Annotated in this window: 19 protein-coding genes; 1 reads left to right on the forward strand and 18 read right to left on the reverse strand. The window is 45.5% G+C overall.

What is annotated here, in order from left to right; translation table 11 throughout:
- Positions 1-3: 3 nt before the first annotated feature.
- From PGQ33_RS00565 to PGQ33_RS00590, 6 genes are read right to left on the reverse strand one after another with little or no spacing between them, the layout of a single operon-like run.
- Complete coding sequence (locus PGQ33_RS00565; RefSeq protein ID WP_270205050.1) at positions 4-783, reverse strand: SDR family NAD(P)-dependent oxidoreductase; 780 nt, start codon at positions 781-783, stop codon at positions 4-6.
- A gap of 24 nt (positions 784-807) precedes the next feature.
- A complete protein-coding gene (locus PGQ33_RS00570) occupies positions 808-2,847 on the reverse strand; it encodes a YgiQ family radical SAM protein (protein WP_270205051.1) in 2,040 nt (679 codons plus the stop codon).
- Complete coding sequence (locus tag PGQ33_RS00575) at positions 2,847-3,515, reverse strand: HAD family hydrolase (protein WP_055157179.1); 669 nt, start codon at positions 3,513-3,515, stop codon at positions 2,847-2,849. The genes PGQ33_RS00570 and PGQ33_RS00575 overlap by 1 nt, the downstream gene beginning before the upstream one ends.
- Positions 3,509-4,213 (reverse strand): pseudouridine synthase, encoded by a 705-nt coding sequence (locus PGQ33_RS00580; RefSeq protein ID WP_270205052.1) that lies wholly within the window; start codon positions 4,211-4,213, stop codon positions 3,509-3,511. The genes PGQ33_RS00575 and PGQ33_RS00580 overlap by 7 nt, the downstream gene beginning before the upstream one ends.
- A complete protein-coding gene (locus PGQ33_RS00585; protein ID WP_270205171.1) occupies positions 4,210-5,595 on the reverse strand; it encodes an RsmF rRNA methyltransferase first C-terminal domain-containing protein in 1,386 nt (461 codons plus the stop codon). The genes PGQ33_RS00580 and PGQ33_RS00585 overlap by 4 nt, the downstream gene beginning before the upstream one ends.
- Positions 5,596-5,633: 38 nt before the next feature.
- Positions 5,634-6,452: a M23 family metallopeptidase gene (locus tag PGQ33_RS00590; RefSeq protein ID WP_270205053.1), complete on the reverse strand. Its 819-nt coding sequence runs from the start codon at positions 6,450-6,452 to the stop codon at positions 5,634-5,636.
- Positions 6,453-6,571: 119 nt separating this feature from the next.
- Between PGQ33_RS00590 and PGQ33_RS00595 the strand changes: the two genes are divergently transcribed.
- A complete protein-coding gene (locus PGQ33_RS00595) occupies positions 6,572-7,510 on the forward strand; it encodes a nucleoside recognition domain-containing protein (RefSeq protein WP_270205054.1) in 939 nt (312 codons plus the stop codon).
- 5 nt (positions 7,511-7,515) lie between these two features.
- Here the strand turns inward: PGQ33_RS00595 and PGQ33_RS00600 are convergent, their stop codons facing one another.
- The 12 genes from PGQ33_RS00600 to trmD form a co-directional block, all read right to left on the reverse strand.
- Positions 7,516-8,127 carry a hypothetical protein gene (locus tag PGQ33_RS00600; protein WP_008370579.1) on the reverse strand — a complete coding sequence of 204 codons (612 nt, stop codon included), beginning with the start codon at positions 8,125-8,127 and terminating at the stop codon, positions 7,516-7,518.
- 29 nt (positions 8,128-8,156) lie between these two features.
- A complete protein-coding gene (coaD, locus tag PGQ33_RS00605; RefSeq protein WP_008370580.1) occupies positions 8,157-8,636 on the reverse strand; it encodes a pantetheine-phosphate adenylyltransferase in 480 nt (159 codons plus the stop codon).
- Between the two features lie 4 nt (positions 8,637-8,640).
- A complete protein-coding gene (gene rsmD / locus PGQ33_RS00610; protein WP_270205055.1) occupies positions 8,641-9,249 on the reverse strand; it encodes a 16S rRNA (guanine(966)-N(2))-methyltransferase RsmD in 609 nt (202 codons plus the stop codon).
- Between the two features lie 122 nt (positions 9,250-9,371).
- The gene (locus tag PGQ33_RS00615; RefSeq protein ID WP_215634461.1) at positions 9,372-10,271 is read right to left on the reverse strand and encodes a mechanosensitive ion channel family protein; all 900 of its coding nucleotides are present in this window, start codon (positions 10,269-10,271) and stop codon (positions 9,372-9,374) included.
- Between the two features lie 3 nt (positions 10,272-10,274).
- Positions 10,275-11,132 (reverse strand): peptidoglycan editing factor PgeF, encoded by an 858-nt coding sequence (gene pgeF, locus PGQ33_RS00620; RefSeq protein ID WP_270205056.1) that lies wholly within the window; start codon positions 11,130-11,132, stop codon positions 10,275-10,277.
- A 61-nt stretch (positions 11,133-11,193) separates the two neighbouring features.
- Positions 11,194-11,571 (reverse strand): YraN family protein, encoded by a 378-nt coding sequence (locus PGQ33_RS00625; RefSeq protein WP_022220621.1) that lies wholly within the window; start codon positions 11,569-11,571, stop codon positions 11,194-11,196.
- A 41-nt stretch (positions 11,572-11,612) separates the two neighbouring features.
- Positions 11,613-12,374 carry a ribonuclease HII gene (locus PGQ33_RS00630; protein WP_118199172.1) on the reverse strand — a complete coding sequence of 254 codons (762 nt, stop codon included), beginning with the start codon at positions 12,372-12,374 and terminating at the stop codon, positions 11,613-11,615.
- Entirely contained in the window at positions 12,367-12,942 is a 576-nt protein-coding gene (lepB, locus tag PGQ33_RS00635) for a signal peptidase I (RefSeq protein WP_008370589.1), read from the reverse strand. Before lepB (PGQ33_RS00635) ends, PGQ33_RS00630 begins: the two co-directional genes overlap by 8 nt.
- Positions 12,935-13,792, reverse strand: coding sequence for a ribosome biogenesis GTPase YlqF (ylqF, locus tag PGQ33_RS00640; RefSeq protein ID WP_270205057.1), 858 nt, complete (start codon positions 13,790-13,792; stop codon positions 12,935-12,937). Before ylqF ends, lepB (PGQ33_RS00635) begins: the two co-directional genes overlap by 8 nt.
- A gap of 14 nt (positions 13,793-13,806) precedes the next feature.
- On the reverse strand, positions 13,807-14,400 hold the full coding sequence (gene lepB, locus PGQ33_RS00645; protein WP_008370592.1) for a signal peptidase I: 594 nt from the start codon (positions 14,398-14,400) through the stop codon (positions 13,807-13,809).
- A 68-nt stretch (positions 14,401-14,468) separates the two neighbouring features.
- On the reverse strand, positions 14,469-14,816 hold the full coding sequence (rplS, locus tag PGQ33_RS00650) for a 50S ribosomal protein L19 (protein WP_008370594.1): 348 nt from the start codon (positions 14,814-14,816) through the stop codon (positions 14,469-14,471).
- Positions 14,817-14,914: 98 nt separating this feature from the next.
- Complete coding sequence (gene trmD, locus PGQ33_RS00655; protein ID WP_055157163.1) at positions 14,915-15,685, reverse strand: tRNA (guanosine(37)-N1)-methyltransferase TrmD; 771 nt, start codon at positions 15,683-15,685, stop codon at positions 14,915-14,917.
- Between the last annotated feature and the right edge of the window lie 12 nt (positions 15,686-15,697).

Consider the following 15,697-nt stretch of genomic DNA (forward strand, 5'->3'; position numbering starts at 1 on the left):
CGCTTACTCCTTCGTTATTTTCTCCATCATTGACATGGCTTTTAAGATCATTCCATGCGGAAGTACTTTGGTTGCAGCTTCTGCCCCTTTCATTGCCGTGCCATATACAGAAACCTCTTTTTTGTATTTGGCATCAATGAGCGCCTGCTTTACAACCTGTACCGGATCTGCCATCACAGCCTCTTTCATGCCACCGGGCAACTTCCCTGACACTTCAAAAAACGGGGTGTCCACAGGTCCCGGGCAGACCGCTGTGACGAAGATTCCTTTTTCCTTAAGTTCAGCTGCAAAGCTCCTTGAAAAGCTCAGTACATACGACTTTGTCGCTGCATAAACTGCGAATTTTGCCTGCGGACAAAAAGCTGCTGCGCTTGCCAGGTTGATGATCCTGGTTCCTTTATGCATCCAGGGCAGACAGGTACAGGTCATCTCGGTCAGTCCCCGGCAGTTCAGGTCGATCATGCGGAGCTGAAGTTTCTTGTCTTCCTTTGCAATCTCCTCTACTGTCCCGGTCTTTCCGAATCCGGCTGCATTGACCAGCATACGGATATCAGGATTCTGATTCTCCAGCCGGTTTTTCACCTGCTTGTATACCAGACCCTCTTCCATGTCCCCTGCAAAGATCCGGATATAGGTCTTGTGGCTTTTCTTGATCTCTTCCAGCTTCTTTTCACTGCGGGCAATCACCCAGATTTCGTCCAGTTCCCTGTAAAAACGTTCAATCTGTCTGACAAATTCTTTTCCCATGCCGGAGGATGCCCCGGTAACAATCGCAATCTTCATAAGCGGTTCTCCTTTCTCCTGTGACTACTTCCGTTTGTGTACATTACGGATGGATTTCTTTTTTTGCGGTCTTGACGAGGACTCACCTCTGTCGTTTCCTGTAAATGCAGGCTTTGTATTCTTATGCCCTGCATTTGAATTTTTATAATTTCCGTTTGTCTTTCCTGGATTTTTGTTATTTCCATTCGGGTTTTTGCTCTTTCGGTCCGTGCCGCCATGGTTTCTTCCGCAGTATCCATTCTTCTCCTGCATTTTTTCCGAATGAAGCTTTCTCGGACGGATCAGACATTTTTCATCGAATCCTACCAGATCCATACGGTCCGCAATTCGCAGTGCCTCCATAACCAGATCATAATTCTTCGGATTCCGGTACTGGATCAGTGCTCTCTGCATCGCTTTTTCATGCGGATTCTTCGGCACATACACCGGCTTCATCGTCCGCGGATCTACACCGGTATAATACATACAAGTGGAAATCGTAGACGGTGTCGGGTAGAAATCCTGTACCTGCTCCGGCATATAACCGAGATCCCGCAGGTATTCGGCAAGCTTTACCGCTTCTTTCATAGTAGAACCCGGATGGGACGACATCAGATACGGAACCAGATACTGTTTAAGTCCAAGCCTTTTATTGATCTCTTCGTATTTGTGTGTAAAACGTTCATAAACCGCATTTTCCGGCTTGCCCATCATCTGAAGAACCGGGTCTGCTACATGCTCCGGTGCAACTTTCAGCTGACCGCTGACATGATACTGACACAGTTCTTTGAAAAACGTGTCATCCGGATCCGCCAGCAGATAGTCAAACCGGATACCGGAACGGATAAATACTTTTTTGACTCCAGGTATCTTTCTGAGATCCCTGAGAATGCTTAAGTATTCTTTATGATCTGCGATCAGATTTTTACACGGCTTTGGAAAAAGACACTGTTTGTTCGTACATGCCCCGTATTTTAACTGTTTCTTACATGCCGGCGCACGGAAGTTCGCGGTCGGTCCGCCTACATCATGAATATATCCTTTGAATTCCGGATCCTCCGGAAATGTCTTTGCTTCAGCGATCAGTGATTCCTTACTTCGTGTCTGAATGATCCTTCCCTGATGGAATGTCAGTGCACAAAAACTGCAGCCTCCAAAACATCCCCTGTTGCTGATCAGACTGAATTTGATCTCCCGGATTGCCGGAACCCCACCTGCCGTCTCATAAGATGGATGGTAGGTCCGCATGTAAGGAAGTGCGTAGACATCATCCATCTCCTGCTGGGTCAGCGGTTTTGCCGGAGGGTTCTGTACCACATACAGATGATCCGAATAGGGCTCAACCAGCCGCTTTCCGGAAAATGGATCTGTGTTGCAGTACTGTCTGTAAAAGCTTTTGGCGTACAGAAGCTTATCTTTTTTCATCTCTTCATACGGTTCCAGAATCTCTGCATCATACACACTGTCCAGATTCTTGACCTTGCAGACCGTTCCATCGATATAAGTAATGTCCTTGATATCCAGTCCGGCATCCAGTGCCTCTGCAATCTCGATGATCGAGCGTTCGCCCATTCCATAGGAAACCAGGTCTGCACCCGAATCCAGAAGAATGGAACGCTTAAGCTGGTTGGACCAGTAATCATAATGTGCAAGTCTTCTAAGACTCGCCTCAATACCACCCAGAATGATTGGTGTCTTCTTATATGTCTGACGGATCAGATTGCCGTACACAACCGCTGCATAATCCGGTCTCTTTCCCATCACTCCGCCCGGTGTATAAGAATCCTGCTGCCGTCTTTTCTTTGATACAGAATAATGGTTGACCATGGAATCCATATTTCCCGCTGACACCATAAATCCAAGCCGCGGCTCTCCAAATTCTGTAATACTTTCTTTATCCTTCCAGTCAGGCTGTGCAATGATCCCCACGCGGAAGCCATGTGCCTCTAAAAGGCGGGTGATGATCGCATGTCCAAAAGACGGGTGGTCTACATAGGCATCTCCGCTTACATAGACAAAGTCTACCTGATTCCACCTCCGTTCTTCCATCTCTTTCCTGCTGATCGGTAAAAATCCATGATTCATTATAATACCTCGTATGTCTGATTGGTAATGTCTTCATAGCTGTGAATAAAATAGTCGGCAAGTTCCCGCTTTTTCGCATCCTGTGGGCGTGAAAACCAGTCGTCCACCGCGCACACACGCATTCCTGCATTTTTCCCGGCGAGGATTCCCATCGGAACATCTTCAAATACCAGGCAGGCAGAAGGCTCTGCACCCAGCTGCCCAGCCGCCTTCAGATAAACATCCGGTGCCGGTTTCCCTTTATTCACTTCGCAGCTTGTACAGATCGTATCGAAAAGATGGGTGATCTGCCTTGCCTTTAAAAATTCTTCCACCAGTTTCCGGTCATTGCTGGTTGCGATTCCTGTCCGGATCCCTTTCTCTTTCAGCATCTCCAGAAATTCCTTTACCCCTGGCTTTAGTGTGACCTCTTTTGTATATTTATCCACAGACATATCATACCATTCTTTTTTGATCTCCTCCACAGTATGCGGAAGCTCCGGAAAAATCTTCAAAAAGTACTGCGCTGTCTCGGTATAGCTCATCCCTTCCATTGCCTCATGAAAATCTTCCGGCGGATTCAGATGATATTTTCTGATATAATCTTCATCTATCGCTGTCCACACCCACATGGAATCTACCAGAGTCCCATCCAGATCAAAAATGACAGCTTTAGTATGCTCTAACATATTTTTTTTATCTCCTCTTCGGTCAGTGACCGGTATTCTCCCTTTGTAAGTGTCTTATCCAGAACAAGGCTTCCCATAGAAAGCCGCTTCAGATAGATTACCTCTTTGCCGACTGCATGAAACATCCGCTTCACCTGATGGAAACGTCCTTCAGTGATCGTAAGCTCGATTTCCGACTCCTCCCCACTTTTCAGGATTCGAAGATCTGCGCTTTTAGCCGGCGTATCGTCTCCAATATCCACTCCATCTGCAAATGCTTTCACATCAGATTCATCTACCTTTCCCTGTACTTTCGCATAATACACCTTATCCACATGCTTTTTTGGGGAAAGCAGGCGGTGTGCCAGTTCTCCGTCATTGGTGATCAGAAGAAGTCCTTCCGTGTCCTTATCCAGACGTCCTACCGGGAACAGATCATTTCTTTTTTTATCTGTGATCAGATCCAGAACTGTCTTGTCCCGGTCATCTTTTGTTGCGGAAATAACACCTGCCGGTTTATAGAGCATATAATACTCTTTTTTAGCGTATCCAATCTGTTTTCCTTCAAGACTTACTCTCTGTGTGTTCTCATCGATTTTAAGTTCCGGTTTTTTCACCGTCTCCCCATCAACCATAACACGTCCGCTACGGATCAGTTTTTTGATTTCACTTCTGGTTCCCTGCCCCATCTCGGCAAGATATTTGTCTATGCGCATCATGCAGACTGATTCCTCCATCCAGGCAGATATTTGTTCTTCAAAGTTCCGTTCGTGACTTTTCCCCATCCAAGCGGGAAACCGTCTGTACAGATCAGATGCCAGCCTTTTGCCTTAGCCGGAATCAGATCCTCCACATCGATTGTCTCACCTTTCAGATAACGCATCAGTCGGTCATCATCAGAAGACAGGTTCAAAGTATGCGCGTACTCTTCCATTTTCAGGTTCATCGCCAGTGCCTGGCTCGGTTCAAAACGCTTTTTCTTCAGTTCACCAAGGAGAAGTCCGCTTCTTAAAAATCTTGCGCCTTTCAGTTCCGGAAGATTCTCCGGCATATAGTACACGCGCTCTCCATGGATATCCAGTCTCCACGGCTTCAGATCCCACTTTACATCACGGAAGAATTCCTCCAGCTCTGCCGGAATTTTCTTCGCTTTCTGTTCTGCGACCGGGGAAGACGGGCAGATTGCATCCTCACTCTTTTTCAGCAGTGCGAGGTAATGTCCCTCCCCTTTCATATGATGTGGAAAAATACGGACAGTCTTAGCAAAGTCCGGATCCTTTGACTTGGTTACTTCCGGTCTGCCCGGTGCAAATCCTTCATATCCTGCGATTTCCTGAATCTCGAATTCCGGATATTCACCGAGCAGATATTCGATCGTCCCCTCATTCTCCAGTGGATCAAACGTACAGGTTGAATACAGCATCATGCCACCCGGCTTTAACATTCTTGCCGCCTGGGTGATAATGCTTCTCTGCAGCTTCGAGAAAAATTCCGGTCCATGTTCTTCCCAGGCGCGTACCATCTTCTTATCCTTACGGAACATCCCTTCCCCCGAACACGGCGCATCGATCAGGATCTTGTCAAAATAACCGCTGAAATAGCGTTCCAGTCGCCCAGGTTCTTCACTCATGACCAGCATATTGCCGATCCCGAAAACTTCCAGATTCTTTAAGAGTCCTCTTGCTCTGGAGCTGCTGATATCATTTGCGACCAGAACACCTTCGTTCTGAAGCTTCGCCCCAAGCTCGGTTGCCTTTCCACCAGGTGCGGCACAGACATCCAGTACCCGGTCCCCCAGTTCTACCGGAAGACGGTTCGCCGGTGTCATTGCACTCGGCTCCTGCAGGTAATAAAGTCCTGCAAAATAATACGGATGCTTCGCAGGAGATATCTTCTCTCCGTCATAATAAAAACCGTTGTCGATCCACGGGATCGGTATGATCTCAAACGGACAGATCTTCACAAAATCCTCCACAGAAATCTTCTCCGTATTCACACGAAGTCCGTAATATCTCGGCTCGTCATAACATTTTATATAATCCTCAAATTCATCTCCGAGGAGTGCCTTCATCTTCTCTTCAAATTCATTTGGTAAATTTATCATTCTTTCGTCCTCCATATCATTTAAGTATAGCATAGTTAGAAAGAACAGGAAAGTTTTTTCTCCCTGGCAAGTCTTAAAATCCAATAGGGATTGTAACTGGTTTCTTTGCCGTCCGGATACAGATAAATCCCCAGATGCAGATGCGTGGCAAACATCCCTTTCGTCCCCTTCGGACCATATCCGGTATTTCCCATAAATCCAATGATATCCCCTGCCTTCACCTCGTCCCCCTCCTGATAACTTCCATAAGAATCCAGATGTGCATAATAGAAATATGCACCGGACGGTGCGGTAATCCCGATCCTGTATCCTCCCTTTTCCAGCCAGCCTCTTGCCGATACTACCCCATCTGTCATACTCACAACCGGATAGAGACCGGGGATATCTTTCGATGCCATCAGATCACAGCCTTCATGTCCCCTTTTTCCTCCGTAGGTGCGCTCTCCCATCCAACTGTCCACAAAAGATACCTGATACTGTGGATGTTTCGGTGATTCCGGAACAGGAAAATAGCGGATATCATTCCAAAGAGCTGTACAGATCTTTTCAAAAGATTTCCACTCTTCTTTTTCCGACCATTTTTCAAATAGCTCTTTTTCGTTATCCTGTGGAAACAGGCTGTTTTCCAGAAAATAAATGGCATAAAGTCTTCCTCTTTTTTCATGATCTGTCTTCGCAAGAACCTGGAAAAACGCCTCCTCCATCCCAAGCTTTCTGAATTCTTCTGTGCTTCCTGTTTTTAGGTTCAATCGGTTTTTTTTAGCTTTCTCGTTGATCTGTATGCTTGCTGCCACGCAAAAAATCAGCAATAAAAAAAGGAGCAGAAGCGATCTGCGTTCCAGTCTTTTTTTCAAGATTTCTCCATTTTTCTTTTATTCTATTCACACTGAATCTCTTCTATGCACATGTGCCCCGGTATATCTGTCTGCGTTTTTTCATAAACTATTGCAAAAGAATACGGCAGGTATGCACGATGAAAACAAAAAAACTGTCTGTGTTTTTTCTGATCGGACTTTTCCTTCTGATGCTTTTTTCCCCGGAAACCGTTGCCACAGGTGCCGCAAACGGACTGCTGCTCTGGTATAGGCAGGTGCTTCCGGTGCTCTTTCCTTTTCTTCTTATAACCGGTCTTATGATCCGCACAGAGAGCATTTCCCTGATCAACCATACCCTTTCTCCAATTCTGAAGCCTTTTCTTGGCATTTCTGAAAATGCTTCTTTTTCGGTGGTCTGTGGATTTCTCTGTGGCTTTCCAGTAGGGGCAAAATCCTGCTCTGACCTGACTGATAAAGGGAAAATTTCTTCTGCCGAAGGAGAATACCTGCTTTCCTTCTGTAACAATGTCAGTCCTGCGTTTCTGACCGGGTATGTGGCAGTACAGAGCCTCAAGCAGCCTGAAATGGCGCAGATTTGTCTGCTTTTTCCTATCCTTGCCGCACTGTGCTGCTCCTTTTTGTTCCGCAGATGGTATCTGCCGCGAAATCCTTTTTCGGTCGTAGGAGAACAGGCTGATTCCAGACAATTTCTTCCTTTTTCCGAGGCTCTTGACAAAAGTATTCTGTCAGCATGTGATTCCATCACGAAAATCGGCGGATATATGATCGTTTTCTCAGTGCTCATTTCTTTTATGGCAAAACTTTCCTTTCAGAATTTCTTCTGGAAATTGTTGCTTCTTCCCGGAGTGGAACTGACCGGGGGAATCCGCATGCTCTGTCAGCTGGACCTTACTTCTGAACTGCGGTTTCTTCTCGTTATGGCGCACTGTTCTTTTGGAGGAGTCTGCGCGCTTTTCCAGACAAAATGCATGATCCGATCCCAGAACTGGTCTTTTCCTCGCTATATAGCAGAAAAGCTGATTACCGCAATGGTAACCAGCCTGTTCGCTTTTTGCTATATGAAATTGTTCGGATAAAGAACTTATTCTCTCTGTCCCTGGTCCGTCTGTCCGGCTTCTCCGCCGAATTCTGCTTCCAGTCCGCGTGAGGACTTATCCGGAACTTCCAGTTCTGCACGGTTGTTACGGACAACATCATAACATTCCTGAAGGGATGTTACCAGACTGTCATACTTGCTTGTGTAACTGTTCAGTGTATGACCGATGATGCTTTCAGCATTGGCAAGAAGATCATCTGTATACTGCACTGCCCCGATACGGATATCGTTGGCATCATTAGTCGCATTATCCAGAATCTGCTGTGCCTGGTCTGTTGCTGCCATAACAATCTCGTTTGCCTGTGCGTATGCCTGCTGCATGATCTCATGCTCGCTTACCAGTTCACTTGTCTGTGCATGTGCTTCTTCAATCATGCTTTCTGCTTTCTGTTGTGCATCCGCAAGGATCGCATCCTTGTTCGCAATGATCTTCTGATAACGCTTGATCTCATCAGGTGTCTTCATACGAAGTTCACGGAGAAGTTCATCGATCTGGTCTTTATTCACGATAATCTTTGTAGTTGATAATGGCTGAAACTTACAGCTGTCAATGTACTCTTCAATTTCTTCAATAATCTGCTCAATACGGCTGCTCATAATTTTGCACTCTCCTTCTTGTCACAGACCTACTGTGACATCTTTTCTTTTATACTTTTGGCGACAGTCTCCGGCACAAACTGGGAAATATCCCCTCCGAAAGCTGCGACTTCTCTTACGATTGTAGAGCTAAGGTAAGAATACTTGAGATTGGTTGTAAGGAACATGGTTTCTACTTCCGGCTCAAGCTTATGATTCGTCTGTGACATCTGGATCTCATATTCAAAATCTGTGATCGCACGCAATCCGCGAATCACAAGACGTGCCTTTTGCTGTCTTGCAAATTCTACAAGCAGCCCGTCGAAAGGCACTACTTTCACGTTGCCGAGATCTTTTGTCACTTCCTTTAACATTTTAACACGTTCTTCTACAGAAAACAACGGGGTTTTTGCTTTATTCATCAATACTCCGATTATAAGTTCGTCTACAATTTTACTGCTCCGGGTAATAATATCCAGATGTCCGAAAGTTACCGGGTCAAAGCTTCCCGGATAAATTGCTCTTATCATGAGTCTACTCCTCCACAGATATAAATACATGCATATTGGTCTTGTATTTCTTTTGTTTGATCATTAAAAAACCAAGTTCCTCCAAATAAGAAAAATCAGTCGCCAAAGATGCTTCCACGATGATCAGTGCATCCTTTTCCAGCAAGTCTGATTTTGCAAGATAAGTAAGCACCTCTTTTTCCAGCATATGGTTGTACGGTGGATCCATAAACACATAATCGAATTTTTCTCTTCCATCCAGCCTGCGAAGTGCCGAAAATACATCCTCCCGGATTACTTCCGCCTGGTCTGCAAGCTGTGTCTTTTTCAGATTCTCCATAATGCACTGGATTGCATTCGGATTGTTTTCCACAAAAACCGCCTTTTTTACACCTCGGCTGATCGCCTCAATCCCGATTGCCCCGCTTCCAGAAAAAAGATCCAGAAATATACAGTCGCAGAGTCCGTGTGCGATCATATTGAATAAGGTTTCTTTGGTTCTGTCGGTTGTCGGACGTGTCTCCATTCCTTTTACCGTCACAAGTGGTATTCTTCTGGCTTTCCCTGCTATGACTCTCATCTTATCGTTCTCCTGATTTATGATGTCAGAAACTACTCCATCATTCCAAAACATAGGGTGTTTTGTCTTTTAACCCTGACAACATATTATACTTTTTTGTGATTATTTTGTCAATTTCTCCGCTTGTATTTTACCAGATACATTTTTTATATTTGTCTTTTTTCAGATACAAAGCTCTACTTTTCCGACTCCATATGTGCCTGATGGACAGTGATCTGCTGATATGGAATATCAATATGATTTTCATCCAGTGTCAACTTGATATTTTCCAGCATCCGCCATCTTGTCGACCAATACTCTTCACTTTTTACCCAGGCACGGACACCAAGCACCACCGAACTGCTCCCAAGCTCATTTACAAAGACATTATGTTCCATACTCTGGATGACGGACGGATCATTTTTTACAAGTCCCTGCAGCAGTTTCTTGGCAAGGCGCAGATCTGCTTCATATGCAATATCCACCTTCAGATCCAGCTGACGGTAATCTTTGTCCGTCACATTGGTAAGGCTTGTGTTGGCAAGTGTTCCATTCGGCACAATGATCGTCTTGTTGTCAATGGTGGCAAGCTTAGTGTAGAAGATCTGGATCTCTTTGACCGTTCCTTCATTGCCATGGCTGTCTTCTATAATATAATCCCCGACAACAAAAGGCTTCAAAAATAAAATCAGCATCCCACCGGCAAGGTTGGAAAGGCTTCCCTGCAGGGCAAGACCAACTGCCACGCCTGCCGATGCAACCGTTGCTGCAATCGATGCAGATTCTACACCGAGCGAATTGATAATTGCCAGAAACAGCAGAATATGAAGTCCGTATTTCAACAGAGAATCCACAAACTGTCTTGCACCGGTATCCGAATTGGCGCGTTCCATGGATGCCCGCGTAATCTTGCGGATCCAGTTGATCACCTTATGGCAGATGATGAATATGAGCAGCGCCATCAGAATCCGGATTCCAAACGCAATCAGGTCCGGACCTTTCTCCTGAATGAATTTGTTAAATCCGGTGATTGTATCCACCGTATCCTGCACGGTCTCCTCTACCTCACTTCCTGCGGCTGTCTGTGTCAAAAGCATGTTTTATTCCTCCTTCAGTGCAATAAATGCTGCAAGATTCCCCCTCTTTCCTTTGGATGCGCGATGGGAAAATAAAAGCTCCGGATTGCAACAGGTACACACATTAGTAACCGCCAGATGTTCCGGTCTGATCCCTGCATCTGTGAGAACCAGTTCATTTGCCTTCCAGAGATCCAGCTGGAACTTTCCATTCTCCTTGGCATAGAACAGACGGTCATATTCAGACTCTCTGAAATTTGCGCGGAACATATCGATCACATCTTCACTGACTTCATAGCATTCCTGACAGATGGACGGTCCCACACAGGCAAGGATATTCTTTGGATCACAACCGAATTCTTTCTGCATCTTTTCAACCGTCACCTGTCCCATCCGGTTCACAGTGCCTCTCCAGCCGGAATGGCTGGATGCTACCACCTTTTTCACCGGATCCAGAAACAGAAGCGGTACACAGTCCGCGTAAAATGTCACCAGACAGATCCCCGGTACATTTGTGATCAGTCCATCTACATCTGTGTAATCTTTTTCTCTTGTAACACCTTTGCCGGCATCTTCTCTTGTCACGATCCGTACGTTCGTCGTATGGGTCTGATGCGTGCAGACCATATGCTCCGGCTTCACGCCGATTGCAGCTGCTATTCTTCTGTAATTCTCGTCCACATGCGCGGGATCATCCCCTCTGGTATAGCTCAGGTTCATGCTTCCCAGGAAACCTTCACTCACTCCTCCAAGTCTGGTCGAAATTCCATGTTCTACAAGCCCTTCCTTTTCAAGGATCGGATATTTGAGAAATGGTACACCAGCACTTATGCATTCGTCAAAGATATGTTCCTCGTTTTTATATTTTAATCCTATTTTCATCTGTACTCTCCCGTATTGTGATATCTGCAGGCAGCCATTTGCCTTTCCCCGGTATCATAACTCATACAATTCCAAAATCTCCGCAGTACTCAAATGCATTTTTCCGCAAAGAAATCTTATTCCCCGCGATTCCTATTACATCGAAGCGGCATGGTATCTCTGTGCAGCCGTTCTTCATCAGATAATAAACGGCCGCTCCGGACAGGCGCATCTGTTTGGGCACAGATACCGCCTCCAGAGCAGCCGAAAGCCCTCCTGTTTTGCGAAATTTCACCTCACAAAAGACCAGATATTCTCCGTCTTTTGCAACAATGTCAATCTCCGCATAACGGCAGCGGAAATTATACTCCAGTATCCGATATCCTTGCTTTTCCAGAAATTCACCTGCTATTTTTTCATATTTTGTACCGGTCCTTCGCCGGTTTTTTTCATTCTCCAATCGCCTTTTGGATCTGATCTTCTACCTGTTCTGACGGATTTTTATACGAAGTGTCCGATAAAACTTCTTCTGTGGATCGGTGTCGGTCCAAGTGTCTGAAGCGCTTTGATATGTTCTGCTGATCCATAACCTTTGTTGGACGCGAATCCATATCCCGGAAGTACCTTATCATACTCTTCCATCAGACGATCTCTTGTTACCTTTGCCACAATACTTGCTGCAGCGATGGATACGCTTTTCGCATCTCCCTTGATGATTGGAACCTGTGGAATCACAACCTCCGGAATGGTAACTGCATCATTTAAAAGCAGATCCGGCTTGACTTTCAAATTGCCAATCGCCTGACGCATGGCTTCGTAAGTTGCCTGCAGAATATTGATCTCGTCAATCCTTACAGGGGAAGCCATCCCGAGACCTACCGCAACTGCTTTGTCCATGATTTCATCATAAAGCTCATCTCTTTTTGCTGCGGAAAGCTTCTTGGAATCATTTATATAAAGGATCTCGCACTCTTTGGGCAGGATCACGGCTCCTGCAACCACCGGACCCGCAAGTGGTCCCCTTCCCACCTCGTCAATTCCACAGATAAACGCATGGTCAGCATATTTTTCTTCGTACTGACGCATTTTCGCAAGGCGCTCTTTTTCGGCAAGCAGCTTTTCCTTCTGCTTTCTGTACTTTTCCAGAAGTTTTTGCACACCGGCTCTGTCATCCGGTGCATAGACCTTCATCAGCTGCTCCCTTTCGGCATCCTCTGCCATTTTTAAACGGCTGTCGATCTCTTTGATACTTTCTTTACTCATGCTTTATCACTCCGATTTTGTTGAACGGATAAATTCTTACCCAGGCACGCCCGATCAGCATATCACGGGTAAGTACACCCACACTTGCCACACGACTGTCCGAGCTGTGATTCCGGTTATCTCCCAGGACAAAATATTCATCATCTCCCAGTTTAATCGGCTCTGCTGCAATTCCCGGATCTTCCATCACCTCTGCACCATAATGTTCATCCAGCTTTTTGCCATTAATATACATATATCCATCGATCACCTGCACAGTCTCACCGGGCAGTCCAATGATACGTTTGATATAATAGGTATTCTCTGCATGCTGGTAAGGGAATACAATAATATCATATCTTTCCGGATCGCGGAAGCGGTAGCTGAGCTTATCCACGATCAGGTTATCTCCGTCTGAAAGTGTCGGCTCCATTGAATGACCGTCTACTTTTGTGCGCTGTCCGACAAAGGTGACGATCACCCATGTCAGCAGAACAATGACCAGAAGATACAGAAGAGTTCCTCCCAGTGATCTCCATATACTCTGCTCCTGCTCCGGAGCTTCTTCCTTGTTGTCTTCCTTACTCATTTGTATACTCCTTTACAAATTCAAGTGTGATCCTTCCAAGTCTTCCATTTCGGAAATCATCCAGCAGCATACCAGCTGCTTTTGCGGTATCTAATTCATTTCCACGTACCAGACAATGGCGGCTCTCAGCAATTGCTTCCAATACGCTGTAGCTGTTCTGCTTTTCGTTGATCGTATATTTCTCAGCAAGAACACCCGGATAAGCATCCTGCATAAAGCTGATCAGCTCCGCCGCAAGCTCTTCCAGATTCATGATCTCATCCTTGATCGACCCGATAAATGCAAGGCGCAGTCCCACCTGCTGGTCCTCAAACTTCGGCCAGAGAATTCCCGGTGTATCGAGAAGCTCTACGTTCTTGTTTAGACGGATCCATTGCTTTCCTTTGGTCACACCCGGTTTGTTACCGGTCTTTGCACAGGCTTTTCCGGCAAGTGCATTGATAAAAGTAGACTTTCCGACATTCGGGATTCCGACTACCATCGCACGGACCGGACGGTTCAGAATCCCTCTCTTACGGTCACGCTCTGTCTTTTCTTTACATGCTTCCTGGATTACTCCCTGAATAGACTTAATCCCACCGCCTTTACGGGAATTAACCTTAACTGCCGAATATCCTTTTCCACAGAAATAGCCGATCCACTCTTCTGTCTGCTTCTCATCTGCAAGATCTGCCTTATTGAGCAGGATCAGTCTTGCTTTATTCTTTCCAAGTTCATCGATGTCCGGATTCCGGCTGCTCATCGGAACTCTTGCATCAACCAGTTCGATCACAAGATCGATCAGTTTGATATTCTCCTGCATCATCCTTTTGGCCTTTGTCATATGCCCCGGATACCATTGAAAATTCATCCAGTTTCCTCCTTCTATTTACCAAGCAGTCCGAAACGGTCTTTCGGGGAAAGGATAAACCATACTTTCCCTTCAATCTCGGAACGCTTTACATTTCCAATATCAGCCATCCGGCTGTCTTCACTGCTCTCCCGGTTGTCGCCAAGGACAAAATACTCATCTCCACCGAGAACAATCTTCTCACTGGCAATACCTGTATCTGCAATTGCAGTAGTCTCATACTTTTCATTCAGCTTTCTGTTGTTGATATAAATCTCTCCATCCCTGATCTCAACACTTTCGCCCGGAAGTCCGATAATCCTTTTAATATAGGAATGAAGATTCTCATTCCCCTTTGGTTTGAACACGATAATGTCTCCGCGCTTCGGTGTACTGGCATCATATACGATCCGGTTTACCAAAACCACATCCCCATTCCGAATCACCGGGTTCATGGACTCTCCGATATTACTGATCTGATGCCCGAAATACCACACAAACACAAATGCGCACAGGCAGACGAGCACAATTTGGAATACCCATCCAAATACTTCGGGAATCCATTTCAAATTGATATGTTTTCTATGCTTTCTGTCAAATCTGAGTTCTTTTCTTTTTCTATGTCTCATCTGTTATCATATCCTATATTAGCAAAAGGGACAAGTACCTGTCGTATTTGTCCCTCTTTAAGCATTTACTATTTTACTAATTCTTTAACTTTTGCTCTCTTACCTACACGATCTCTTAAGTAGTTCAGTTTTGCACGTCTTACTTTACCTTTACGAACAACTTCTACTTTTTCAACGTTTGGTGAGTGAAGCGGCCATGTCTTCTCAACGCCGATTCCGTTAGAGCTCTTTCTTACTGTAAATGTTTCTCTTGCTCCGCCGCCCTGTCTCTTTAATACAGTACCTTCGAATACCTGAATTCTCTCACGGTTTCCTTCTTTGATCTTACCATAAACTTTTACAGTATCTCCTACGTGGAATTCCGGAGCATTTTCTTTTAACTGAGCTGCTTCAATGTTCTTAATAATTTCGTTCATGTGTGAACCTCCTTCATATTTTGACGTTCTTAATACGCTTTTCTATCGTATCAGAGGACCATCTCTGTTTTCATCACAACGTGCTATATATTAACACATTATTCTTCATTTTTCAAGTCTTTTTCTCGATTTTCTATAATCTCTTCTGCAAGTTCTCTTTCTTTCATGGTAAGCTCTGCGTCTTCCAGAAGGTCCGGACGCCATTTTGCAGTACGGATCACTGACTGCTCTCTGCGCCATTTCTCGACATTGGCATGATGACCGGATAAAAGGATTGGTGGAACCTGCCTGTCGTGCCAGATCTCCGGTCTGGAATACTGCGGATATTCCAGGAGATTGTCCTGAAAACTCTCAAATTCGGCAGATACATCATTATGCAGAACACCCGGGATCAGGCGGGATACCGCATCCACGATCATCATTGCCGGAAGTTCACCGCCTGTCAGTACATAATCGCCGGCTGACACATAATCCGTTACGATCTCCTCCAGCACACGTTCATCGATTCCTTCGTAATGTCCGCACAAAAGCACCAGTTCGTCTTCTTTCGCAAAATCTTCTGCCATCTTCTGGTTAAACGGCTTCCCCTGCGGGGAAAGATAAATCACACGTGGTCTCTTTCCTTCCGGGAGGGCTGCTTTTTCCTGAATGGCAAGATAGGTCTGGTAAACCGGCTCTGCCTGCATCAGCATTCCTGCGCCGCCGCCATACGGATAATCATCCACACTGCTGTGCTTGTTAAATGCGTAGTCCCGGATATTCCAGGCTTCAATCTCAAGAATTTTATTCTTCACAGCTCTTCCGATAATACTGGTTTCCAGACCGTTCATCACCATCTCCGGAAAAAGCGTCATGATATCAAATCTCATATTGTTCTCCTA

Source organism: Coprococcus sp. AM100_B19A (genome assembly GCF_027662015.1).
Classification (GTDB): Bacteria; Bacillota; Clostridia; order Lachnospirales; family Lachnospiraceae; genus Allocoprococcus; species Allocoprococcus comes.

What these genes read in the sequence shown, in the direction of transcription:
- PGQ33_RS00575 (WP_055157179.1), bottom strand. Translation starts at nt 3,515, where the DNA reads ATGTTAGAGCATACTAAAGCTGTCATTTTTGATCTGGATGGGACTCTG.
- lepB (WP_008370592.1), bottom strand. Translation starts at nt 14,400, where the DNA reads ATGAGACATAGAAAAAGAAAAGAACTCAGATTTGACAGAAAGCATAGA.
- ylqF (WP_270205057.1), bottom strand. Translation starts at nt 13,792, where the DNA reads ATGAATTTTCAATGGTATCCGGGGCATATGACAAAGGCCAAAAGGATG.
- PGQ33_RS00595 (WP_270205054.1), top strand. Translation starts at nt 6,572, where the DNA reads ATGAAAACAAAAAAACTGTCTGTGTTTTTTCTGATCGGACTTTTCCTT.
- rplS (WP_008370594.1), bottom strand. Translation starts at nt 14,816, where the DNA reads ATGAACGAAATTATTAAGAACATTGAAGCAGCTCAGTTAAAAGAAAAT.
- lepB (WP_008370589.1), bottom strand. Translation starts at nt 12,942, where the DNA reads ATGAGTAAGGAAGACAACAAGGAAGAAGCTCCGGAGCAGGAGCAGAGT.
- pgeF (WP_270205056.1), bottom strand. Translation starts at nt 11,132, where the DNA reads ATGAAAATAGGATTAAAATATAAAAACGAGGAACATATCTTTGACGAA.
- PGQ33_RS00570 (WP_270205051.1), bottom strand. Translation starts at nt 2,847, where the DNA reads ATGAATCATGGATTTTTACCGATCAGCAGGAAAGAGATGGAAGAACGG.
- PGQ33_RS00580 (WP_270205052.1), bottom strand. Translation starts at nt 4,213, where the DNA reads ATGATGCGCATAGACAAATATCTTGCCGAGATGGGGCAGGGAACCAGA.
- PGQ33_RS00565 (WP_270205050.1), bottom strand. Translation starts at nt 783, where the DNA reads ATGAAGATTGCGATTGTTACCGGGGCATCCTCCGGCATGGGAAAAGAA.
- PGQ33_RS00600 (WP_008370579.1), bottom strand. Translation starts at nt 8,127, where the DNA reads ATGAGCAGCCGTATTGAGCAGATTATTGAAGAAATTGAAGAGTACATT.
- trmD (WP_055157163.1), bottom strand. Translation starts at nt 15,685, where the DNA reads ATGAGATTTGATATCATGACGCTTTTTCCGGAGATGGTGATGAACGGT.
- rsmD (WP_270205055.1), bottom strand. Translation starts at nt 9,249, where the DNA reads ATGTTTTGGAATGATGGAGTAGTTTCTGACATCATAAATCAGGAGAAC.
- PGQ33_RS00630 (WP_118199172.1), bottom strand. Translation starts at nt 12,374, where the DNA reads ATGAGTAAAGAAAGTATCAAAGAGATCGACAGCCGTTTAAAAATGGCA.
- coaD (WP_008370580.1), bottom strand. Translation starts at nt 8,636, where the DNA reads ATGATAAGAGCAATTTATCCGGGAAGCTTTGACCCGGTAACTTTCGGA.
- PGQ33_RS00615 (WP_215634461.1), bottom strand. Translation starts at nt 10,271, where the DNA reads ATGCTTTTGACACAGACAGCCGCAGGAAGTGAGGTAGAGGAGACCGTG.